Origin of the sequence: Serratia sp. CY29653, assembly GCF_052169255.1 — a bacterium.
GTDB lineage: Bacteria > Pseudomonadota > Gammaproteobacteria > Enterobacterales > Enterobacteriaceae > Serratia > Serratia sarumanii.
This window is the reverse complement of sequence record NZ_JBJNLC010000001.1, coordinates 1678927-1699813: the sequence shown is the minus strand read 5'-3', so window position 1 is coordinate 1699813 and position 20887 is coordinate 1678927. Positions and strand designations below refer to the sequence as shown.

General features: G+C 61.9%; 20 protein-coding genes, 2 tRNA genes and 1 other RNA gene. 16 read left to right on the top strand and 7 right to left on the bottom strand.

The genetic code is table 11. From position 1 onward, the window contains the following. Window positions 1-9 precede the first annotated feature (9 nt). Window positions 10-759, bottom strand: coding sequence for an SDR family oxidoreductase (locus ACJ8HN_RS08170; RefSeq protein WP_164098081.1), 750 nt, complete (start codon window positions 757-759; stop codon window positions 10-12). A gap of 99 nt (window positions 760-858) precedes the next feature. Between ACJ8HN_RS08170 and ACJ8HN_RS08165 the strand changes: the two genes are divergently transcribed. Further along, window positions 859-1236: a winged helix-turn-helix transcriptional regulator gene (locus ACJ8HN_RS08165; protein WP_072268980.1), complete on the top strand. Its 378-nt coding sequence runs from the start codon at window positions 859-861 to the stop codon at window positions 1234-1236. On the opposite strand, the gene ACJ8HN_RS08160 is transcribed toward ACJ8HN_RS08165, so the two are convergent. Further along, the gene (locus tag ACJ8HN_RS08160) at window positions 1233-2138 is read right to left on the bottom strand and encodes a transporter substrate-binding domain-containing protein (RefSeq protein WP_103773904.1); all 906 of its coding nucleotides are present in this window, start codon (window positions 2136-2138) and stop codon (window positions 1233-1235) included. The two genes, ACJ8HN_RS08165 and ACJ8HN_RS08160, sit on opposite strands and share 4 nt — an antisense overlap. A 221-nt stretch (window positions 2139-2359) precedes the next feature. Here ACJ8HN_RS08160 and hinT point away from each other — a divergent pair, with 221 nt between their 5' ends. The 9 genes from hinT to ACJ8HN_RS08115 all read left to right on the top strand — a co-directional run bounded on the left by hinT (window position 2360) and on the right by ACJ8HN_RS08115 (window position 9531). Further along, window positions 2360-2710, top strand: a complete 351-nt coding sequence (gene hinT, locus ACJ8HN_RS08155; RefSeq protein WP_004928776.1) for a purine nucleoside phosphoramidase — start codon at window positions 2360-2362, stop codon at window positions 2708-2710. Between the two features lie 11 nt (window positions 2711-2721). After that, window positions 2722-3111, top strand: a complete 390-nt coding sequence (locus tag ACJ8HN_RS08150; RefSeq protein WP_033646437.1) for a YcfL family protein — start codon at window positions 2722-2724, stop codon at window positions 3109-3111. A 26-nt stretch (window positions 3112-3137) separates the two neighbouring features. Further along, on the top strand, window positions 3138-3728 hold the full coding sequence (gene lpoB, locus ACJ8HN_RS08145; protein ID WP_033646436.1) for a penicillin-binding protein activator LpoB: 591 nt from the start codon (window positions 3138-3140) through the stop codon (window positions 3726-3728). Next, a complete protein-coding gene (gene thiK, locus ACJ8HN_RS08140) occupies window positions 3709-4575 on the top strand; it encodes a thiamine kinase (RefSeq protein WP_442523251.1) in 867 nt (288 codons plus the stop codon). The genes lpoB and thiK overlap by 20 nt, the downstream gene beginning before the upstream one ends. 38 nt (window positions 4576-4613) lie before the next feature. Then, the gene (nagZ, locus tag ACJ8HN_RS08135; RefSeq protein ID WP_033646434.1) at window positions 4614-5633 is read left to right on the top strand and encodes a beta-N-acetylhexosaminidase; all 1020 of its coding nucleotides are present in this window, start codon (window positions 4614-4616) and stop codon (window positions 5631-5633) included. Between the two features lie 79 nt (window positions 5634-5712). Further along, window positions 5713-6255: an alpha/beta hydrolase YcfP gene (gene ycfP, locus ACJ8HN_RS08130; RefSeq protein ID WP_015377468.1), complete on the top strand. Its 543-nt coding sequence runs from the start codon at window positions 5713-5715 to the stop codon at window positions 6253-6255. A gap of 332 nt (window positions 6256-6587) precedes the next feature. After that, window positions 6588-7892 carry an NAD(P)/FAD-dependent oxidoreductase gene (locus ACJ8HN_RS08125; protein WP_442523250.1) on the top strand — a complete coding sequence of 435 codons (1305 nt, stop codon included), beginning with the start codon at window positions 6588-6590 and terminating at the stop codon, window positions 7890-7892. Between the two features lie 358 nt (window positions 7893-8250). Then, the gene (locus ACJ8HN_RS08120; RefSeq protein WP_004928798.1) at window positions 8251-8787 is read left to right on the top strand and encodes a glycine zipper 2TM domain-containing protein; all 537 of its coding nucleotides are present in this window, start codon (window positions 8251-8253) and stop codon (window positions 8785-8787) included. 264 nt (window positions 8788-9051) lie between these two features. Next, on the top strand, window positions 9052-9531 hold the full coding sequence (locus ACJ8HN_RS08115; RefSeq protein ID WP_025302433.1) for an RrF2 family transcriptional regulator: 480 nt from the start codon (window positions 9052-9054) through the stop codon (window positions 9529-9531). Window positions 9532-9596: 65 nt separating this feature from the next. On the opposite strand, the gene sdeB is transcribed toward ACJ8HN_RS08115, so the two are convergent. Continuing rightward, window positions 9597-12740: a multidrug efflux RND transporter permease subunit SdeB gene (sdeB, locus tag ACJ8HN_RS08110; RefSeq protein WP_039566581.1), complete on the bottom strand. Its 3144-nt coding sequence runs from the start codon at window positions 12738-12740 to the stop codon at window positions 9597-9599. Window positions 12741-12764: 24 nt separating this feature from the next. Then, window positions 12765-13952, bottom strand: coding sequence for a multidrug efflux RND transporter periplasmic adaptor subunit SdeA (gene sdeA, locus ACJ8HN_RS08105; RefSeq protein ID WP_039566579.1), 1188 nt, complete (start codon window positions 13950-13952; stop codon window positions 12765-12767). Between the two features lie 294 nt (window positions 13953-14246). Here sdeA and ACJ8HN_RS08100 point away from each other — a divergent pair, with 294 nt between their 5' ends. Beyond that, the gene (locus ACJ8HN_RS08100; RefSeq protein WP_442523249.1) at window positions 14247-14603 is read left to right on the top strand and encodes a helix-turn-helix domain-containing protein; all 357 of its coding nucleotides are present in this window, start codon (window positions 14247-14249) and stop codon (window positions 14601-14603) included. A 219-nt stretch (window positions 14604-14822) separates the two neighbouring features. Here the strand turns inward: ACJ8HN_RS08100 and ACJ8HN_RS08095 are convergent. The 3 genes from ACJ8HN_RS08095 to ACJ8HN_RS08085 all read right to left on the bottom strand — a co-directional run bounded on the left by ACJ8HN_RS08095 (window position 14823) and on the right by ACJ8HN_RS08085 (window position 15643). After that, a non-coding RNA gene (locus ACJ8HN_RS08095) (RtT sRNA) lies at window positions 14823-14942 on the bottom strand. 46 nt (window positions 14943-14988) lie between these two features. Continuing rightward, a tRNA-Ser gene (locus ACJ8HN_RS08090) sits at window positions 14989-15078 on the bottom strand. 475 nt (window positions 15079-15553) lie between these two features. Continuing rightward, a tRNA-Ser gene (locus ACJ8HN_RS08085) sits at window positions 15554-15643 on the bottom strand. 447 nt (window positions 15644-16090) lie between these two features. Between ACJ8HN_RS08085 and ACJ8HN_RS08080 the strand changes: the two genes are divergently transcribed. The 5 genes from ACJ8HN_RS08080 (at window position 16091) to ACJ8HN_RS08060 (ending at window position 20877) form a co-directional block, all read left to right on the top strand. After that, window positions 16091-17557, top strand: coding sequence for a peptide MFS transporter (locus tag ACJ8HN_RS08080; protein ID WP_039567114.1), 1467 nt, complete (start codon window positions 16091-16093; stop codon window positions 17555-17557). Between the two features lie 126 nt (window positions 17558-17683). Next, window positions 17684-18625, top strand: coding sequence for a glyoxylate/hydroxypyruvate reductase GhrA (gene ghrA / locus ACJ8HN_RS08075; protein WP_060429243.1), 942 nt, complete (start codon window positions 17684-17686; stop codon window positions 18623-18625). 89 nt (window positions 18626-18714) lie between these two features. Then, window positions 18715-19452 (top strand): phosphatase, encoded by a 738-nt coding sequence (locus ACJ8HN_RS08070; protein WP_033638063.1) that lies wholly within the window; start codon window positions 18715-18717, stop codon window positions 19450-19452. Between the two features lie 42 nt (window positions 19453-19494). Further along, a complete protein-coding gene (locus ACJ8HN_RS08065) occupies window positions 19495-20073 on the top strand; it encodes a TorD/DmsD family molecular chaperone (RefSeq protein ID WP_033646428.1) in 579 nt (192 codons plus the stop codon). A 150-nt stretch (window positions 20074-20223) separates the two neighbouring features. Continuing rightward, window positions 20224-20877, top strand: a complete 654-nt coding sequence (locus tag ACJ8HN_RS08060) for a tellurite resistance TerB family protein (protein WP_033638740.1) — start codon at window positions 20224-20226, stop codon at window positions 20875-20877. Window positions 20878-20887: the final 10 nt, after the last annotated feature.

Genomic DNA, 20887 nt, shown 5'->3' with positions numbered 1-20887 from the left:
GTCGCTAAATTATAAATTTCCCACACCACCGTCCATCTGCAGCTCGGCGCCGACCATAAATGCCGACTCGTCCGCCGCCAGAAACACCGCCGCTTTGGCCAGCTCCAGCGTGCTACCCATGCGGCCGATCGGTACCAGCGCGCGGATATCGTCGCGTAATGCCTGTTCATCCGCTTCCGCCAACCCCAGCTTACCCAACGCCGGGGTTTCGGTCGGGCCGGGGCTGAGGCCGTTAAGGCGAATGCCGCGCGCGTGCAGCTCGCCGGACAGCGTTCTGGCCAGCGACAGCAAGCCGGCTTTGCTGGCGGCGTAGGCGCTGCTCTGCGGCAGGCCGATATGGGCGCTGACCGAACCGCACAGGATCACCGAAGAAGGGTTGGCCAGCAGCGGCAGCAGCGCCTGGATCAGAAAAAACGGCCCCTTCAGGTTGATGTCCATCAGCCGCTGATAGCTCTGCTCATCCCACTCCTGCAGCGGGCGATGCGTAACGTCGCCGGCGTTGATGTACAGCACGTCCAGCCGCGGCCACCGTTGCCCCAGCCGCTGCGCCAGTTCGCGCTGCTGCGGAATATTGCCGGCGTCGCTCAGCAGCAACAGCGCCTTGCCACCCAATGCCTGGCCCGCCGCGTCCAGGGCGCTTTGGCTGCGCCCGGTGATCGCCACCGTCGCGCCCTCGGCGATGAACTGGCGGGCGGTTTCCAGCCCGATGCCGCTGGTGCCGCCGGTAATCAATGCGTATTTGCCTTGCAGTCGTGACATAACCGATTCCTCTTTAGCGTCAGTTGCGGCATTATTTGCGCTATAGTTCCTTTTGCATAGTAGGCACCTTTTGGATACTAAAGGGCGAGGTGGGATGAAATGACGGCGCAAGCGCCATTCGCGGCGGAAAATAATTTGGCGGCGTTGCCGCCGGCGGGCGAATCCTGCCCGATGGTGGACTTCGTCAATCTGGTGTCGGGCAAGTGGGCGATACCCATCCTGTACCGGCTGATAATGATCGATGGCCCGGTGCGATTCAGCGAGCTGCAGCGGGCGGTGGCGCCCATTGCGCAGAAAGAGCTGACGCGTCAGCTGCGGCTGTTCGAGCAGCGTGGCCTGGTGACGCGGCAGGTGTTTCCCGAAGTGCCGCCGCGGGTGGAGTATCAGGTCACCGCGCTCGGTAAATCGCTGCGGCCGACGCTGGACTCGCTGGCCGAGTGGATGCGCCGACACGCGCCGCAGCTGATCGGCGGCTAGTCGCCGATGCCCGGCGGGTTGATGGCGGAGCGCTCGATCTTTTCATCGCCTTCGCCCCAGCGTTCCAGCACCTGCGCGTATTCGCCGCTGACGATGACGCCGTTGATGGCGGCGTTGACGGCGTTCACCAAACCGTTGCCTTTTTTGGTGGTGACCGCGACGTAGGCCACGTTGGGGCCGATGCCGACCATTTTGGTTTTGCCGGTCAGCGCCGCCTTGTAGGCGCCGGTGGAGTGGGGGCCGAAGAACGCATCGGCGCGCCCGGACTGAATGCTCAGGTTGGTGGCGGCGTCGTCGGTCACGTAGATCGGCTGCACGGGCGGCAACCCGGCGGCGCGGTTTTGCTTATCCCATCCCAACAGTATGTTTTCCTGATTGGTGCCGGATCCGACGATGACCCGCAGCCCGGCGACGTCCTGCGGCCGGTTGATCGAGGTGATGTGGCTGGTGGATTTGACGTAAAAGCCCAGCGTGTCCACCCGATAAGTGGCGAAGTCGAATTTGGTCTTGCGCAGTTTGGTGACGGCGATGTTGAAGATCGCCGCGTCGTATTTGCCGGTGCTGATGCCCAGCGGCCAATCTTCCCACGAGGTAGGCACCAGATTCAGCGCCAGCCCAAGGCTGTCGGCCACCAGGCGGGCGATGTCCGGATCGCTGCCGATCAGCGTTTTATTGTCCTCGGCGAACAGCGCCAGCGGCGGGGAGTTCTCGAACGCCACCGCCACCGTCAGCTTGCCGGGCACCGCGAAGTGAAAGTTCGCCGGGATCAGCGCGATAGCGGCGGGGTTTTTCGCTGCGCGTATCGGCTCTCGGTTAGCCTGCAGGTCGATACCGCCTGCCGTGGCCGCCTGAACGGCGGCGCTCAGCAACAGCGCGCACAGCGCCGGTATTCTCGGTGACATAACGCCCTCTATCCTTTGTTAATCATGGGGTTAATATTGGCGGCGGTACGGGGTAAGTAAAGCAACAATAGTGAATAACCAAAGCGAAAAGGTGCACAAGCGGGGCGCCGGCCTGCGCGAATCTGCAGCACTCGACGTGGAAAGTGCGCAATCAGGTTGAAAGCAGTAGAATTTGTCACTCATACTGCGTACAGCTAATTGTGTAAAACAAGGAACGCCAGATGGCCGAAGAAACGATTTTCAGTAAAATTATCCGCCGCGAAATCCCTGCTGATGTGGTTTATCAGGACGAACTGGTCACCGCTTTCCGTGACATCTCTCCCCAGGCACCCACCCATGTGCTGATCGTTCCCAACGTGCTGATCCCAACCGTCAACGACGTGACCGTGGAGCATGAAGCCGCGCTGGGCCGCATGATCACCGCCGCGGCGAAGATCGCCGAACAGGAAGGCATCGCCGAGGACGGCTATCGCCTGATCGTCAACTGCAACCGCCACGCCGGTCAGGAGGTCTATCATATTCACATGCACCTGGTCGGTGGCCGCTCGCTGGGGCCGCTGCTGTCACGTTAAGCGAGGAAATCATGCGCGGTAAAAAAACTCTCCGTGGTCTGATGGCGTTGGCGCTGCCCGCCGCGTTGCTGATGGGATGCAGTTCATCGCCCGGCATCGCGGTCAACCAAGGGCAGACGGTGGTGATGGATCCTTCGGTGCTGACCGCCGGCATTTTGGCCGATACGCCCTCGATTTCGAACGCCTCCGGGCGGGTGATGGCGACCTCGGTGCTCAACAACAGCCAAATGACGCCGGTCACCGTACATTACCGCTTCTATTGGTACGACGCGCAGGGGCTGGATATTCGCCCCTTCGAGAAACCGCGCGAGATCGTGGTGGCGCCCGACTCGGACGCCAAAATTTACTCGATTAACGGCAATCTGGACGCTAAAAGCGCGCGTCTGTATCTGTACCTGTAAGCGCTTGCCAGGTTTGGAGAAAAAGCATGAAAAAGTACGTCTTAGTGGCGCTGGCCGCATTAACCCTCAGCGGCTGTCTGTCGCGCCCGCCTGAGCCGGAACAACCGTTGCCGCCGGTCACCGTCGAACCGGAACAGCCGACGCCGCCGGTCGAGCAGCCGCAGCCGCCAACCACCGAGCCGGTGCCGCAGCCGCCGAAAATCCAGCAGCTTGACTGGCTGGGCAGCGTCCAGCCGCTGGTGGGGCAGATGCTGAAGGCCGATGGCGTCACGGCCGGCAGCGTGCTGCTGCTGGACAGCGTCAAGAACAACACCAACGGTTCGCTGCAGATGGGCAAAGCTACCGCGGCGCTGTACAAGGCGCTGGCGTCGAATTCCACCTTCAGCGTGGTGCCGGAAGCGAAGCTGACCAGCGCCAGACAAACGCTGGGCCTGTCGGCGGATGACAGCTTCGGTTCGCGCAGCAAGGCGATTGGCCTGGCGCGCATCGTCGGCGCGCAGTACGTGCTGTACAGCGACGTCAGCGGCGACGTGAAGTCGCCGGCGTTGGATATGCAGCTGATGCTGGTGCAAACCGGCGAGATCGTCTGGTCGGGCAATGGCGCCGTTAAACGCTGAGGCCGCGCTGCGACGATTGATGGAAACCAGACTGCCGGCGGTGAATACCGCCGGTTGTCATTTCAGCCCGGTGCAGGGGCTGACCGGCGAGAGCTGGCGCATCGACGGCGCGGGCATCACGCTGTTGGCGCGCCAGCACAGTGAGGAAAAACGCGCGCTGGGCGTGAGCCGACGGCGGGAAGCGCGGGTCTTGCGCCGCTGCGCGCCGGGGCTGGGGCCGCGGGTTTTCGCACAGAATAATCAGTGGCTTATCCTCGAATGGCTCGAAGGTGACGTCGTCACAGATGCCGAGTTTGCGACGCTGAATGAGCGCGGCGAGCTGGCGACGATGGCGGCGGAACTGCATCGGCGGCCGCTCAGCGGTTACCGGCTGGATCTGCGGCGGCAGTTCCTCCGCTACTGGCCGCAGCTGGATACGCGGCGTGTAACCCCCGCCTGGCTGCGCCTGCAGCGCCATTTTTTGCTAAGTGTGCCGCCACGGCCGCTGCGCCTGGCGCCGCTGCACATGGACATCCACCCGGGCAATTTGCTCGCCACCGGCGAGGGGCTGCGATTGATCGACTGGGAGTATGCCGCCGACGGCGACGTGGCGCTGGATATCGCCGCACTGTTTCGCGGCAATGGTTGGTCGGCCGGGCAGCAGCAGCGCTTTTTGCAGCACTACGCGCGCCAGGGCTATCACGACGCCGCCCGGCTGCAGGCCCAGGTGCGGGGCTGGCTGCCGTGGGTGGATTATCTGATGCTGCTGTGGTTTGAAGTGCGCTGGCAGCAGAGCGGCGACGCCGAATTTTTACGCTGGGGCGCTGCGGTGCGCCGGCGATTCTGTTTATCATCATCCGAATTCTGAACGAACAATAATGAAGTGAGGTGCCCGTGGGCCCAGTAATGCTAGATGTCGCCGGCTACGAGCTGGATGCAGAAGAACGCGAGATTCTGAAACACCCGCTGGTTGGCGGATTGATCCTGTTTACCCGCAACTTCCACGATGCGGAGCAGTTGCGTGAGCTGGTGCGCCAGATCCGCGCCGCCTCGCACGATCGGCTGGTGGTGGCGGTAGACCAGGAGGGCGGGCGCGTGCAGCGCTTCCGCGAGGGCTTCACCCGCCTGCCGGCGGCGCAGTCGTTCGCCGCGTTGCACGATGCGCAGGAAGGCGGCCGGCTGGCGCAGGAGGCCGGCTGGCTGATGGCGGCGGAGATGATCGCGCAGGATATCGACATCAGCTTCGCACCGGTGCTGGACATCGGCCACGGCAGCGCGGCGATCGGCGAGCGTTCGTTCCACAGCGATCCGCAGCAGGCGCTGGCGATGGCGGAACGCTTTATCCTCGGCATGCACAGCGCCGGCATGAAAACCACCGGCAAACACTTCCCTGGGCACGGCGCCGTCAGCGCCGATTCGCACAAGGAAACCCCGCGCGATCCGCGGCCGCTGGCGCAGATCCGCGAGCATGACATGGCGATCTTCCGCGAGCTGATCAACCGCCAGCTGCTGGACGCCGTCATGCCGGCCCACGTCATCTATACTGAAGCGGACCCGCGCCCGGCCAGCGGCTCGCCTTACTGGCTGCAGCAGATCCTGCGTCAGGAGCTGGGCTTCGACGGCGTGATTTTCTCCGACGATCTGTCGATGGAAGGCGCCGCCATCATGGGCAGCTACGCCGAGCGCGGCCAGGCGGCGCTGGATGCCGGTTGCGACATGATCCTGGTGTGCAACCACCGCGAAGGTGCGGTCAGCGTGTTGGATAACCTGTCCCCGGTCAAAGCAGAGAAGGTGAAGCGGTTATATCATCGCGGTCAGTTCACCCGTCAGGAACTGCGCGACTCCGAGCGCTGGCAGCAGGCGCACAAGGCGCTTAGCGCGCTGAGCGAACGCTGGGAGGAGCACAAGCAGCGTTCGCAGGGGTGAATCCAGGCGCCGCATCGCGGCGCAGAGCGGAAATGATGAGGGCCGCGCCCGCGGCCCTTGGCTTGTTGCGAGGATCCACATGATTATCTATTTGCACGGCTTCGATTCCACCAGTCCCGGCAATCATGAAAAGGTGTTACAGCTGCAGTTTATCGATCCGGACGTGCGCTTCATCAGCTACAGCACGCTGCATCCGCGTCACGACATGCAGCATCTGTTGAAAGAGGTGGACAAGGCGGTGCAGCAGGGCGGCGACGCGCACCCGTTGATCTGCGGGGTCGGCCTCGGCGGCTTCTGGGCGGAGCGCATCGGCTTCCTGTGCGGCATTCGCCAGGCGATGTTCAACCCGAACCTGTATCCGGAAGAGCACATGCACGGCAAGATAGACCGGCCGGAAGAGTATCGCGATATCGCCACCAAGTGCGTGGAGGATTTCCGCGAGAAGAACCGCGATCGCTGTCTGGTGGTGCTGTCGCGGCACGACGAGGTGCTGGATAACCGGCGCAGCGCCGAATTGCTGCATCACTACTACGAGATCGTGTGGGATGAACAGCAGACGCACAAGTTCAAAAATATCTCCCCCCATTTGCAGCGGCTCAAGGCGTTCAAGGCGCTGGGTTAACAGTTTCATAACGCTGCCGTGAGCCGCGCTTCCCGTTTTTCACCGGCGGAAAGTGCGGCTTTTTTGTGCGCCCAGGCAAGATTTTGCGTGGCAATCGGCAAAATTTAAAACTGTGACTCAGCGCTAACTATTTGAATCACAATCGCCAAAAAATCCCCGCGTCCAGCCTTTAACCAAAAAAATTTGATGTACGTCAATTTTGGTATGACCAAATAACCTCACATGCTATTCTGGCTGCAGAGAGCCGATTTATTTTAAGCGAACCCTATGTATTCTAAGGATATTATTTATTTACCCTGGAATAACAAATGGTTCACATTTAGGGGGTTATTTTGACAACGCCAAAGAAGAAAATCGTTATTGTTGGCGGCGGCGCCGGTGGCTTGGAGCTGGCGACCAGCCTGGGCCATAAACTTGGCCGCAAGAACAAAGCGGAGATCACGCTGGTGGATCGCAACCACAGCCATTTGTGGAAACCGCTGTTGCACGAAGTGGCGACCGGTTCCCTCGATGACGGCGTGGATGCGCTCAGCTACCTGGCGCACGCGCGCAACCACCATTTCAGCTTCCAACTGGGGTCGTTGACCAACATCAACCGCGAGACGCAAACGCTGCAGCTGGCGCAGATCTGCGACGAGCAGGGCGGCGAGCTGGTGCCGGCGCGCGAATTGCCGTACGACATCCTGGTGATGGCGCTGGGCAGCACCTCGAACGATTTCGGTACGCCGGGCGTGAAAGAGCACTGCATCTTCCTGGATAACCCGCATCAGGCGCGTCGCTTCCACAACGAAATGCTCAACCTGTTCCTGAAGTTCTCGGCGCAGCCGGGGCAAAAAGAGCGGCTCAACATCGCCATCGTCGGCGGCGGCGCCACCGGCGTTGAGCTGTCCGCCGAACTGCACAACGCGGTGAAGCAGCTGCACAGCTACGGTTTCGAAGGCCTGGACAACAGCGCGCTCAACGTGACGCTGGTAGAAGCCGGCGAGCGCATTCTGCCGGCGCTGCCGCCGCGCATTTCTGCTGCGGCGCACCAGGAGCTGATCAAACTGGGCGTGCGCGTGCTGACCAACACCATGGTGACCAGCGCCGATGCCAAAGGCCTGAACACCAAGGGCGGCGAGTTCATCGACGCCGATCTGATGGTGTGGGCAGCCGGCATCAAGGCGCCGGACTTCATGAAGGATATCGGTGGCCTGGAAACCAACCGCATCAACCAGCTGGTGGTGGAGCCAACGCTGCAGACCACGCGCGATCCGAACATCTTCGCCATCGGCGACTGCGCCTCCTGCCCGAAAGAGGGCGGCGGTTTCGTGCCGCCGCGCGCCCAGTCGGCGCACCAGATGGCCTCGCGCTGCGCCACCAATATCCTGGCGCTGATGAACGGCCAGACGCTGAAGCCATACGTGTATAAAGACCACGGCTCGCTGGTGTCGCTGTCGCGCTTCAGCACCGTCGGCAGCCTGATGGGCAACCTGATGCGCGGCTCGATGATGGTGGAAGGGCGCATCGCGCGCTTCGTCTACATCTCGCTGTACCGCATGCACCAGGTGGCGTTGCACGGTTACATCAAAACCGGCCTGATGATGCTGGTGGGCGGCATCAACCGGGTGATCCGCCCACGTCTGAAAATGCACTGATCCCGCCTTTGTCGACCAACCCGCGCCGGTTCGCTCGCGCGGGTTTTTTTTATGGCGGCGCGAGGCGATCGGCGGCGGTTGCTTGATTCTTCAGCATAAGCTGTCGCCGGCATGGGTAAAATTCTTAAGATTCCTCCTAAACAGCGGAAAAACGGCCGTTTTCCCGCATTTTTGGTCCCCTTGTCTTATTGCGGGGCTTCAGATCATTGTGCAGACTTTACCTCGTTTACAGACGGCGCGTCGCGCACGCCGTAAACCGGGATACCGCAAGCCGCCCACGCGCAAAATAATAAGCGCGGTGCCATGCCGGTAACAGACCCCGGAAAAAATGCGTGGTAACACTTTCAGGAGGTTTCCTGTGAACAAGTCAATGTTAGCCGGTGTTGGAATTGGTATCGCTGCCGCTCTGGGGATTGCCGCGGTAGCCAGCCTGGACGTCTTTTCTGCCGGTCCGCAATATGCGCAGGTGCTCGCCGCAACGCCGATTAAAGAAACCATCAAAACGCCGCGTCAGGAATGCCGCAACGTCACCGTTACGCACCGTGCGCCGGTGCAGGATGAAAACCGCATCGCCGGTTCTGTGCTGGGCGCAGTGGCGGGCGGCGTGATCGGCCACCAGTTCGGCGGCGGTCGCGGGCGCGACGTGGCGACCGTGGTCGGCGCGCTGGGCGGCGGCTATGCCGGTAACCAGGTGCAAGGGGCGATGCAGAATAACGACGTCACCACCAGCGTGCAGCAGCGTTGCAAAACGGTCTATGACAAGTCTCAGAAAATGCTGGGCTATGACGTGACCTACAAGATCGGCAATCAGCAGGGCAAGATCCGCATGGATCACGATCCGGGCACGCAAATCCCGTTGGATAAAAACGGCCAGCTGGTGCTGAACAGAGCCTGATCGCCACATTCGAATTAAGCCCGCGGGCAGTGTTAGTTCTGATCGTTTAACCCGGTTAAGCGAGCGGCGTTAACATTGACGCGGGTTTCTGTTTTCTGCCCGCCCAACAATTTGCGATCGTTCTAATGTCTGCGTGCGATATCACTGGGCAAAACTTCAAAAAAGCCCCCGCGTTTGTTATATTATTGTGCAATTAAGCGGTGTTATCGGCGCCAATCGCCACACCGGCCAAACCTGAGTATTTCGTCTCGCAGAGATAACGACATGTTAGATTTTCGCTTTCCGACAGCGTTGCAAATGGTCCTTAGCGTCGCCGTAGCTGAGAAGCAGGGCATGCGTTCGACGAGCGCCACCCTTGCCGCCGCTCTGGAAGCCAACCCCAGCTTTATCCGCAAACTGATGGTGCCGCTGACCAAAGACGGCATCATCGTTTCCACCCTGGGCCGCAACGGCTCTATCCACCTTGGCCGCCCGGCGGAAGAGATCACCCTGCGGGACATCTATCTGGCGGTGATCGACGACAAGCGCATCTGGGCTTCCCGTCCTGAAGTGCCGGCCCGTTGCCTGGTGAGCGCCAACGCCTGCTGGTATTTCAAATCGGTGGTGAACGAAGCCGAACAGGCTTCGCTTGCGGTGCTGGCGCGCCATACCGTGGCCGATTCGCTGGCCGAACTGGAGCGGGGCGACAAGCGTGCCTGCGCGGAGTACGCCGCCGCGCAAGAGGCTGAAACCGCCGACAAATAATCGCGGTTCGCATGCATAAAAAAAGGTCGGGCAATGCCCGACCTTTTTGCATTTTAACGCCGCGTTCAGACGGTCTGCGGCTGCGCTTTGCGCGCCACCAGGCGCCGCAGCGTGACGTAGAACACCGGCGTCAGGAACAGCCCGAACAGGGTGACCCCCAACATGCCGGAGAACACCGTGATGCCGGTGACGCCGCGCACCTCGGCGCCGGCGCCGTGGCCGAGGATCAGCGGGATGGTGCCGGCGATGAAGGCGATGGAGGTCATCACGATCGGCCGCAACCGCAGGCGACAGGCCTCCAGCGCCGCCTCGACGATGCCTTTGCCCTGCATTTCCAGCTCGCGGGCGAACTCGACGATCAGAATGGCGTTCTTGCAGGCCAGCCCCATCAGAACGACCAACCCGACCTGCACGAACACATTGTTGTCGCCGCCGGTCAGCCACACCCCGAACAGCGCCGACAGCATGGTCATCGGCACGATCAGGATCACCGCCAGCGGCAGCGTCCAGCTTTCGTACAGCGCCGCCAGCGCGAGGAACGCCAGCAGCACCGCCACCGGGAACACCACCAGCGCGGCGTTGCCCTGGGTCGATTGTTGGTAGCTCAGATCGGTCCACTGGATGTTCATGCCGTTCGGCAACAGTTTGCCGGCCATCTGCGTCAGCGCGCCCATCGCCTGGGTAGAGGAAAGCACGCGCGGATCGGCGTCGCCGATCAGATCCGCCGCCGGGAAGCCGTTATAGCGGATCACCGGATCCGGGCCGTAGGTAGTGCCGATGTTGACCATGCTGCCGATCGGCACCATTTCACCCTTGTCGTTGCGGGTGCGCAGGTTGGCGATGTCCTCTACGCTGTCGCGGAACTGGCCGTCTGCCTGCGCCATCACTTTCCAGGTGCGGCCATAGCGGTTGAAGTCGTTGATGTAAGACGAACCGAGGTAGGTCTGCAGCGTGCTGAACAGCGCATTGAGCGGCACCCCCTGCGCCTTGGCCTTGTCGCGATCGATTTTGGCGTCCAGCTGCGGCACGTTGGCCTGATACGAGGAGATCGGGAACCCCATCCCCGGCGTTTGCATAATGGCACCGGACATGGTGTTGATCGCCGTTTGCAACGCGCCGTAGCCCAGCCCGGCGCGATCCTGCACGTACAGCGAATAGCCGGAGCCCTGGCCGATGCCGAGGATCGGCGGCGGCATGATTGAGAAGGCGAAGCCTTCCTGGATCTGTGAAATGCGCGCGTTGATCTCGGCGTTGATCTGCGCCGCGGTACGGGTACGGGTGCTCAACGACTCCAGCGCGAAGAACACCGTGCCGGTATTCGGCGTATTGGTGAACTGCAGCGCGTTCAGGCCGGGGAAAGCCACCGCATCGGTGACGCCGTCCACGCTCAGGCCGATGGCGCTCATCTTGCGGATCACCGCATCGGTGCGTTCCAGCGAGGCGCCTTCCGGCATTTTCACGCCGCCGATCAGGTACAGCTTGTCCTGCGTCGGGATAAAGCCGCCGGGCACGGTCTTGAACATCACCCCGGCGGCGGCCAGCAGCAGCAGGTAGACGACAAACACCGCGCCGCGCCGGCCCAGCACGCGGGAGACGCCGCGCTGGTAGCGTTGCGAACTGCTGGCGAAGAAGCGGTTGAACGGCCGGAACAGCCAGCCGAACAGCCGGTCGATCAGGCGCGACGGCAGATCTTTCGGCGCGCCGTGCGGTTTGAGCAAGCGCGCCGCCAGCGCCGGCGACAGAGTCAGCGAGTTGATGGCGGAGATCACCGTCGAGATGGCGATGGTGACGGCGAACTGCTTATAGAACTGCCCGGTAACGCCGGAGAGGAACGCCATCGGTACGAACACCGCACACAGCACCACGGCGATGGCGATGATCGGGCCGGAGACCTCGCGCATCGCCTGGTGCGCCGCCGCCAGCGGCGACAGCCCCTCTTCGATATTACGCTCGACGTTTTCCACCACCACGATGGCGTCATCCACCACGATGCCGATCGCCAGCACCAGCCCGAACAGGCTGAGGGTATTGAGCGAGAAGCCCAGCAGATACAGCGCGGCGAAGGTGCCGACCACGGAGATCGGGACCGCCAACAGCGGAATGATCGAGGCGCGCCAGGTCTGCAGGAACAGTATGACCACCAGCACCACCAGGATCACCGCTTCCAGCAGCGTATCCACCACAGCACGGATCGAATCGCGCACGAACACCGTCGGATCGTAAGGCGATTTCCAGCTCATGCCGTCCGGGAAGCGGGTCGCCAGCTCGGCCATCTTGCCGCGCACCGCGTCCGACAGCTCGATGGCGTTGGCGCCCGGCGACTGGAAGATACCGATACCGACCGCATCCTTGTTATTGAGCTGGGCGCGCAGCGCGTAGCTGCCGGAGCCCATTTCGATGCGTGCCACGTCGCGCAGCCGCACGATCTCGCCGTTGTCGCCGCTCTTGAGGATGATGTTGCCGAACTCTTCTTCGGTTTGCAGGCGACCCTGGGCATTGATCGACAGCAGATAGTCGCTGCGCGTCGGCATCGGCTCCGCGCCGAGCTGGCCGGCGGAGACCTGCACGTTTTGCTCCTGCATGGCGCTCACCACGTCGGAGGCGGTCAGCCCACGCGCGGCGACCTTGTTCGGATCGAGCCAGATGCGCATCGCATACTCACCGGCGCCGAAGATCTGCACCTGGCCGACGCCCGGCAGGCGGGCCAGCTCATCCTTGACCTTCAGGGTGGCGTAGTTGCGCAGGTACAGCGAATCGTACTTGCCGGAAGGCGAGACCAGATGCACCACCAGCGTCAGCGCCGGGGACTGTTTCTGAGTGGTGATGCCCTGGCGGCGCACGTCTTCCGGCAGGCGCGCTTCGGCCTGCGCCACGCGGTTTTGCACCTGCACCTGGGCCTGATCGGGATCGGTGCCCGGGCGGAAGGTGACGGTGGTCACCAGCACGCCGTCGGAACCGGCGACCGATTTCATGTACATCATGTTTTCGACGCCGTTGATCGCTTCTTCCAGCGGCGTGGCCACTGTTTCAGCGATCTCTTTCGGGTTGGCGCCCGGGTATTCTGCGCGCACCTGCACGCTGGGCGGCACCACGTCCGGGTACTCGCTGATCGGCAGCAGCGGGATGGCTATCACCCCGGCGACAAAAATCAGTATCGACAGCACCGCGGCAAAGATCGGTCGGTCGATGAAAAAGCGGGAAAAGTCCATGGGTCAGAAGTCTCTGCTGGGAGCTTAGTTAAGTGCGGAGGCGATAGGGTTCATGGCGACGGTTTTCGCGTCGACCGGCATGCCCGGCATAAATACTTTCTGCATGCCGTCGACGATCACCCGATCGCCGTTTGCCAACCCTTTCTGCACGATGCGCAATCCTTCGGCCATGCGGCCCACGTCGATGTCGCGGCGCTGCGCCTTGCCGTCTTTATCGACGATGTACACGAACTTGCGGTTCTGGTCGGTCATCACCGCTTTATCGTCGATCAGCATGGCGTTGAACTCGGCGCTGCCGGGCATCTGTACCCGGGCGAACAGCCCCGGCGTGAAGCGGCGATCGCGGTTATCGAGCAGGGCGCGCATGCGGATGGTGCCGGTTCCGGCGTTCAGCTGGTTATCGGTGAAATCCACCAGCCCCTGATGCGGGGTGCCGTCTTCGCCTACCAGGCCGACTTTCACCGGCAGGCGCGCGTCGTGCCGGCCCTGCTGCTGATAGCGCAGGAAGGTGGCTTCATCCACGTCGAAATAGACGTAGACCTTGTCGAGCGACACCAGCGTCGTCAGCACGCTGGCGCTGTCGCCGGCGGTGACCAGGTTGCCGGCGGTGATCATTGCGCGGCTGGCGCGCCCGTCAATCGGCGCGGTAACGCGGGTAAAGTCGAGATTCAGCTGCGCCATGTCGAGCTGGGCCTGCGCTGCCAGCACGTTGCTTTGCGCCTGCGCGGCGGATGACCGGCGCTGTTCCCAGACTTCCTGAGAGATGGCCTGAGTGCCGATCAGTTTCTCGGTGCGCGAGGATTCGCTGCGCGCCAGGGCGGCCTGGTTGCGAGCCCGCACCAGCTCGGCCTGCGCCTGTTCGCGTGCGGCGCGGTAGGTGCGATCGTCGATGGTGAACAGCACCTGGCCTTTTTTCACCTCGTCGCCTTCGGTGTAGTTGACCCGTTCGATGTAGCCGGAGACCCGTGGGCGCAGCTGTACGCTCTGCACCGCTTCGACCCGGCCGTTGAAGGCATCCCACTGGCTGATCGGTTTGACCACCACGCTGGCGGCGCTGACCACCGGCGGCGGTGGCGGGGCGTTGTGCGCGACGCTGTTGTCGCACCCGGCGAGCAGGGCGGCCAGCAGCGCCACCCCGGAGAGCCGCTGGCCCAGAGCGACGGCGCGCGAGCGGCCGCCGGCGTTGAACGATGAGTTTGGTTGATTTGCCATTATTTTTATTCCGATGAGTAAGTGCGGTCAGGCCCCATACCCGGCCCTGTTCTCCGGGATTCGCCCCGCGCCGGCGTGCGGTGAGGGGGCGGCTGCGCCATGCAGCGGCGCAACGTTAGGTTTTGAAACACATTGGTGTCACATTAATGTATCAATATCGGTTACATTAATTGGGTGGAGTATAGTGGCGGCTTTCCGGTAAATGCAATAATAAAAATTGCATTTAAAGCGAAACTGTTGCAACGTATGTGCATCGGGCAGAGGGGAACCCTGCCAAATGATGGGAGCATCAGCATGAACACTATGGGCTTTATTACCGATTTGAAGGCGTGGATCGACAACAATCTGGAAGAGAAACTGGATATCAACACCGTGGCGGATCGCGCGGGCTATTCCAAATGGCACCTGCAGCGCATGTTCAAACGCCAGACCGGCTACGCGCTGGGGGAGTATATCCGCATGCAAAAACTGAAAGTGTCGGCGGAGCGCCTGGCCAACAGCGGCGAGCCTATCGTCAGCGTGGCGATTTCGCTCGGCTTCGATTCACAGCAGTCGTTCAACCGCAGCTTCAAACGCCAGTTCGGCCAAACGCCGGGCGACTGGCGCCGCGCGTTGGCGCAGCCGGCGTCTATGGGGCGCACGCATCACTGAGCGGTTGGGCAGTGGGGATAAAAAAGCCTGAATTTGCGTTCGGGCTTTTTTGTCTATGTGGAAGGAGGGATAGATTCGCTGCGCTCACCCTGCGGGCCGCCGTTGGCGGTCCAAAACGCAGGCGTTTTGTCGAACCCTGTCGAGGGTTCTCACCCTCCCGGTCGGTGCGCTATGCATACAAAAAAGCCTGAACGTGAGTTCAGGCTTCTTCGTAGAATATGGCGGTGAGGGAGGGATAGATTCGCTGCGCTCACCCTGCGGGCCGCCGTTGGCGGTCCAAAACGCAGGCGTTTTGTCGAACCCTGTCGAGGGTTCTCACCCTCCCGATCGGTGCGCTATGCATACAAAAAAGCCTGAACGTGAGCTCAGGCTTCTTCGTAGAATATGGCGGTGAGGGAGGGATTCGAACCCTCGATACACTTTCGCGTATACACACTTTCCAGGCGTGCTCCTTCAGCCACTCGGACACCTCACCATATTTTTTTGTTGCGAAATCATCGCTGCAACGGGGCGCTACTATAGGGAGTGGGGCCGATCCGGTCAAGAATAATTTCTGTGTTTTTGTTCGTCCGCTCAAGCCGTGCGCACTTTGCTGAAAACTGCGGCGAACGGCAGGGCAGATGTCATGAATAGGCGAGAAAATCAGCGGTAAGGTTCGTGGATAACCGGCGGAAATGGGGAGCGCGGTCGCAGAGGGTGGGGAGATGCGCTGCGCGCACCCCTCTCGGCGGTGCACCGTGCAAAAAAAAAAGCCTGGACGCGAATCCAGGCTTTCTCTTTGAATTTGGCGGTGAGAGAGGGCTTGATTCGCTGCGCTCACCCTGCGGGCCGCCGTTGGCGGTCCAAAACGCAGGCGTTTTGTCGAACCCTGTCGAGGCTTCTCGCCTCTCTCGGCGGTGCGCCATGCAAAAAAAAAGCCTGGACGCGAATCCAGGCTTTCTCTTCGAATTTGGCGGTGAGAGAGGGGTTCGAACCCTCGATACACTTTCGCGTATACACACTTTCCAGGCGTGCTCCTTCAGCCACTCAGACACCTCACCGTTTTGTTGCCGAAAACGCTTTGCGCTGTCGACGGGCGCTAATGTAGGAGAATCTGATCTCAGCGTCAACCCTCTTATTTCATTCTCATGACTGTTTAGCCAAACTTGCAGCAATTTGCTGATTTACCGAACGATATTCCCACTCGCGGCCGCCAGCGGGCAGGGCTGGCAGCGGTAAGAATCCATGAAAGACGATCGCTTGACCTTTTTCTGTGCAGATAGCTCAATATATCGCCATTGAGGTTGGGTTGTTTGCTGTTATATGCATTAATACTGGATTATTAGTCAGATGTGTCGCTAAATGGAATCATGTCGGCGCGGCGTTTTTGGCAAGGAACATCACGTCGCCGCGCAGATTGCCGGGTGACAGGCCGGCGATATCGCAGACAGGGACAGACTCATTACATAATAATGCAGTAGAGGTTCGTTGTGACTCCTTCAGATGCCATACCGGCGCCGCAAGCGCGCCATGCCATTCCCCCCGGTGCGGGGGCGCTGTTCTTCATCCAAATCTTCGCCACGCTAGGCTTCGCCGTGCTCTACTCCACGCTGGTGCTGTACGCCACCAAGCGATTGGGTTTCAACGAAAGCAGCGCCAACGCCATGATGGGCGTGTTCGGCGCCTTCAACTATGGCCTGCACATGTTCGGCGGTTACCTCGGCGGCCGATTCCTCAGTAACCGCAATCTGTTCGTGCTCGGCATGGTGCTGCAGGTGATCGGCTGCGCGCTGATTGCCGTCGCGGGCGTGTGGGGGCTGTACTGGGGGCTAGCGATGTTCCTGACCGGCAGCGGCCTCAACGTCACCTGCATCAATATGATGCTCACCCAGCGTTTCAAGCCGGACGATGATCGGCGCGAATCGGCGTTCCTGTGGAACTACGCCGGTATGAACCTCGGGTTCTTCGTCGGCTTTACCGTTGCCGGTTATTTCCAACTGACGGAAAACTACCGCGCGCTGTTCCTGTTTGCCACGCTGGGCAACGCCGCGGCGATCGTCGTCGCCGTCTGCCGCTGGCGCATTCTGGCGGATCTCAATACGCCGCTGCGCGACGCCAGCCGCAGCCAATACCGTTGGCGCATGCTGGTCGGGCTGGCGGTGCTGGTGGCGCTGGTGCCGATCATCCGTGTGATGCTGACCCACGCCGAGTTCAGCGGCCACTTCGTGATCGTGCTCGGCGCGCTGATCTTCCTGATGCTGTGCGTGGTGACGCTGCGCCACCATCCGCGCGATGAGCGCCGCAGAATGGCGGCCTATCTGATCCTGGCGCTGGGCTCGCTGGTGTTCTGGGCGCTGTACCAGCTGGCGCCGATGGGGCTGATGCTGTTCTCCGAGCACAACATCAACCTGAACGTTTACGGCATTCAGGTGGCGCCGCAGTGGATCCAGAACATCAACACGCTGGTGATCGTGGTGGGCGGCCCGCTGCTGGCCTGGTGGTTCAACCGCTTGCGCGCTCGCGGTTGCAACATCGACATTCCGCTGCAGTTCTCCGGATCGCTGTTCTGTATCGGGCTCGGCATGCTGGTGCTGCCGCTGGGCATCAGCATGGCGGGCGGCGATGGGCTGGTGGCGTTTAAATGGATCGTCATCAGCTATGTGCTGCAAAGCGTCGGTGAATTGATGATCTCGCCGATCGGTTACGCCATGATCGGCAAGCTGGCGCCGCCGCGCTATCAGGGCGTGATGATGGGCTGCTGGATGATGGTGACCGGCGTCGCCTCGGTGCTGGCGGGCTACGTCTCCGGCCTGATGCCGGAAAACAGCGGCAGCACGCCGCTGCAGACCAACCCCGGCTACAGCGAAATCTTCAGCGCGCTGGGCTGGGGGGCGACGGGCGTCGGCGTTGCGATGCTGATTCTCATTCCGCTGCTGCGGCGCCTTATCCGGCGCGACGGCCCGTCTGCCGCCTGATTGGCTAACATGCACAACAGCCCCACTGGTCGGGGCTGTTTTTATTTTGGGCTTTAACGCTTGCATCCGGCGGCGAATCACGGAAGGCTGGAGGTAAACCAATAAAAACAAACGGGAGCCCGCAGTATGAACATCATTTATTACCACCCCTTGTTTAACGCCCAGGAATGGCTGGCCGGCATCAAGCAACGCCTGCCGCAGGCCGAGATCCGCGAATGGCAGCGCGGCGACGAGCGGCCGGCCGATTACGCGCTGGTGTGGCGCCCGCCGCACGAGATGCTGGCCAACCGCCGCGATCTGAAAGCGGTGTTCGCCCTCGGCGCCGGCGTTGACGCGATCCTCGATCAGGAGCGCAAACACCCCGGCACGCTGCCTGCCGGCGTGCCGCTGCTGCGGCTGGAGGATACCGGCATGGCGCAGCAGATGCAGGAATACGCGCTGAGCTATGTGCTGCGCTATTTCCGCCGTTTCGACGAGTATCAGGCGCTGCAGCAGCGGCAGGAGTGGCAGCCGCTCGATCCGCACTCGCTGGATGATTTCACCATCGGCATCCTCGGCGCCGGCGTGCTGGGGCAGAGCGTGGCGCGCAAGCTGACCGAGTTTGGCTTCAGCGTGCGCTGCTGGAGCCGCAGCGCCAAACAGATCGATGGCGTGCAAAGCTTCGCCGGGGAGGCGCAGCGCGCCGCCTTCCTCGATGGCGTCAAATTGGTGATCAACCTGCTGCCCAATACGCCGGAGACCGTCGGCATTCTCAACCGCGAGCTGTTCGCGCAGCTGAGTTCGGGCGCCTATCTCATCAACATCGCGCGCGGCGCGCACCTGGTGGAAGCCGATCTGCTGGCGGCGCTGGAGCAGGGGCAACTGGCCGCCGCCACGCTGGACGTGTTCGCCCGCGAGCCGCTGCCGCAGGATCACCCGTTCTGGCGTCATCCGCGTGTCACCATTACCCCGCATATTGCTGCCATCACGTTGCCGCAGCAGGCGATGGATCAGATCGCCGCCAACATCCGCGCGCTGGAGGCTGGGCATGCCCCGGCCGGCGTGGTCGACAGGCAACGGGGGTACTGATCCTTCTGCCGCCGTTCGGTAGCTGATAAGCTGTTATCGTCATCGCGCCTGCCCGTGCCTTTGCGGGTGGCCCTCTGGAAGGAGAAACAATGTACCCCGTTGATTTGCATATGCACACCGTCGCCAGCACCCACGCTTACAGCACGCTGCACGATTACATCGCCGAAGCCCAGCAGAAGGGCATCAAGCTGTTCGCCATCACCGATCACGGCCCGGACATGGCCGATGCGCCGCACTACTGGCACTTTATGAACATGCACGTGTGGCCGCGCCTGGTGAACGGCGTGGGCATCTTGCGCGGCATCGAAGCCAACATCAAAAACCTGCAGGGCGACATCGACTGCACCGGCCCGATGTTGACCGCCACCGACGTCATCATCGCCGGTTTCCATGAGCCGGTGTTTGCGCCGCAGGATAAAGCGTCCAATACTGAAGCGATGATCGCCGCGATGGCGCAGGGGGACGTGCATATCATCAGCCACCCCGGCAACCCGCGTTACCCGATCGACATTCCCGCCGTTGCGGCGGCGGCGGCCAAATACGAGGTGGCGCTGGAGCTGAATAACTCGTCGTTCACCCACTCCCGCAAGGGCAGCGAGGCCAACTGCCGGGCGATCGCCGCCGCGGTGCGCGATGCCGGCGGCTGGCTGGCGCTGGGCTCGGATTCACACGTCGCCTTTTCGCTGGGTAACTTTGAGCACTGCGAGCGCATTATCGAAGAGGTGGGCTTCCCGCAGGCGCGTATTCTCAACGTCAGCCCGCGCCGGTTGCTGGACTTTCTCGAGCGGCGCGGCAAGCCGGCGATTGCGGAATTGGCCGATTTGTGACATCGTCCCGGCAAAATTTTCCGTATTGTATAAGGCATTATCATGAATGAGTTTTCCATTGTCTGCCGCGTGCTGGGTACGCTGTTCTACCGTCAGCCGCAGGATCCGCTGCTGGTGCCGCTGTTCGCGCTAATCAAAGAGGGCAAGCTGCAGCAGCACTGGCCGCTGGAGCAGGATGATCTGTTGAAGCGCCTGCAGCAGGGCTGCGACGTCAACCAGCTGGCGACCGACTTCAACGCGATGTTCGTCGGCAGCGAGTGCAGCGTGTCGCCGTTCCGCTCCGACTACGTCGAAGGCGCCAGCGAAGCGGACGTGCGCACCTTCCTGCAGCAGCGCGGCATGCCGCTGGCGGAGGCGCCGGCCGACCATTTCGGCCAGCTGCTGCTGGCGGCGTCCTGGCTGGAGGATCAGTCGCAGGAAGATGAAGCGCAGGCGCAGATCGCCCTGTTCGACGAGTTCCTGCTGCCGTGGTGCGGCCGCTTCCTCGGCAAAGTGGAAGCACACGCCACCACCGGTTTTTACCGCACGCTGGCGCTGATGACCCGCGACGCTATCCAGGCGATGCGCGACGAGCTGGCGGAGTACGAGCAGGACGACGAAGCGGGCGACGAAGAAGCGTAACGCCGCAGCTTACCCAGGCGGGCCGCCCGGCCCGCTAAACACAGGTTTGCATCCCCCAGACGTAAATTGACAAAAGATCCCTTAATCTGGCGGTTTACCGTCGGCTCGGCCGCGCCTGCGCGCCGCGCTTTTTCACGCAAGGGGCAGATGATGAAAAGTAACTGGATGCAGCAGATTCAAACGTTGATCGGGCAGAAGGCCGGCGCGATGGGCGGGGCGGAAGGCATCGGCAAGCTGCTGGCGCCCACGGCGCTGGGCGGCCTGGTCGGCGTGCTGTTGGCCAACAAGTCCTCGCGCAAGCTGGTGGGCAAGTTCGGCAAGAATGCGCTGATTATCGGCGGCAGCGCGGCGGTGGGCGCGGTGCTGTGGAACAAGTATAAGCAGCGGGTGAAAGAGACCCATCAGGACGAACCGCAGTTCGGCCTGCAAACCACGCCGGTGGATCTGCGCGCCAAACGCCTGGTGCAGGCGCTGGTGTTCGCCGCCAAGAGCGACGGCCATATCGATGCCGACGAGCAGCGCGCCATCGATCACAGCCTGGCGCAGCTGCAGGTGGGGGAAGAGGCGCAGGGCTGGGTGCAGGAAGCGATCGAGCAGCCGCTCAACCCGGAATTGATCGCCCGCAGCGTGCAAAACGAAGACGAGGCGCTGGAGGTTTACTATTTGAGCTGCCTGGTGATCGACGTCGATCACTTTATGGAGCGCGGCTACCTCGACGCGCTGGCGCAGGCGCTGAAGATCCCGGCGGACGTCAAGCAGGGCATCGAGAGCGACGTCAACGAGAAAAAGCGCGAGCTGGCGTAGCGCCGCTTGG

Coding starts and splice junctions, on each gene's coding strand:
- ycfP (WP_015377468.1), top strand. CDS start 5,713: ATGATTATCTATTTGCACGGCTTCGATTCCACCAGTCCCGGCAATCAT.
- ACJ8HN_RS08160 (WP_103773904.1), bottom strand. CDS start 2,138: ATGTCACCGAGAATACCGGCGCTGTGCGCGCTGTTGCTGAGCGCCGCC.
- sdeA (WP_039566579.1), bottom strand. CDS start 13,952: ATGGCAAATCAACCAAACTCATCGTTCAACGCCGGCGGCCGCTCGCGC.
- sdeB (WP_039566581.1), bottom strand. CDS start 12,740: ATGGACTTTTCCCGCTTTTTCATCGACCGACCGATCTTTGCCGCGGTG.
- ACJ8HN_RS08100 (WP_442523249.1), top strand. CDS start 14,247: ATGAACACTATGGGCTTTATTACCGATTTGAAGGCGTGGATCGACAAC.
- ACJ8HN_RS08170 (WP_164098081.1), bottom strand. CDS start 759: ATGTCACGACTGCAAGGCAAATACGCATTGATTACCGGCGGCACCAGC.
- ACJ8HN_RS08065 (WP_033646428.1), top strand. CDS start 19,495: ATGAATGAGTTTTCCATTGTCTGCCGCGTGCTGGGTACGCTGTTCTAC.
- ACJ8HN_RS08070 (WP_033638063.1), top strand. CDS start 18,715: ATGTACCCCGTTGATTTGCATATGCACACCGTCGCCAGCACCCACGCT.
- thiK (WP_442523251.1), top strand. CDS start 3,709: ATGGCGCCGTTAAACGCTGAGGCCGCGCTGCGACGATTGATGGAAACC.
- lpoB (WP_033646436.1), top strand. CDS start 3,138: ATGAAAAAGTACGTCTTAGTGGCGCTGGCCGCATTAACCCTCAGCGGC.
- hinT (WP_004928776.1), top strand. CDS start 2,360: ATGGCCGAAGAAACGATTTTCAGTAAAATTATCCGCCGCGAAATCCCT.
- ACJ8HN_RS08150 (WP_033646437.1), top strand. CDS start 2,722: ATGCGCGGTAAAAAAACTCTCCGTGGTCTGATGGCGTTGGCGCTGCCC.
- nagZ (WP_033646434.1), top strand. CDS start 4,614: ATGCTAGATGTCGCCGGCTACGAGCTGGATGCAGAAGAACGCGAGATT.
- ghrA (WP_060429243.1), top strand. CDS start 17,684: ATGAACATCATTTATTACCACCCCTTGTTTAACGCCCAGGAATGGCTG.
- ACJ8HN_RS08115 (WP_025302433.1), top strand. CDS start 9,052: ATGTTAGATTTTCGCTTTCCGACAGCGTTGCAAATGGTCCTTAGCGTC.
- ACJ8HN_RS08165 (WP_072268980.1), top strand. CDS start 859: ATGACGGCGCAAGCGCCATTCGCGGCGGAAAATAATTTGGCGGCGTTG.
- ACJ8HN_RS08060 (WP_033638740.1), top strand. CDS start 20,224: ATGAAAAGTAACTGGATGCAGCAGATTCAAACGTTGATCGGGCAGAAG.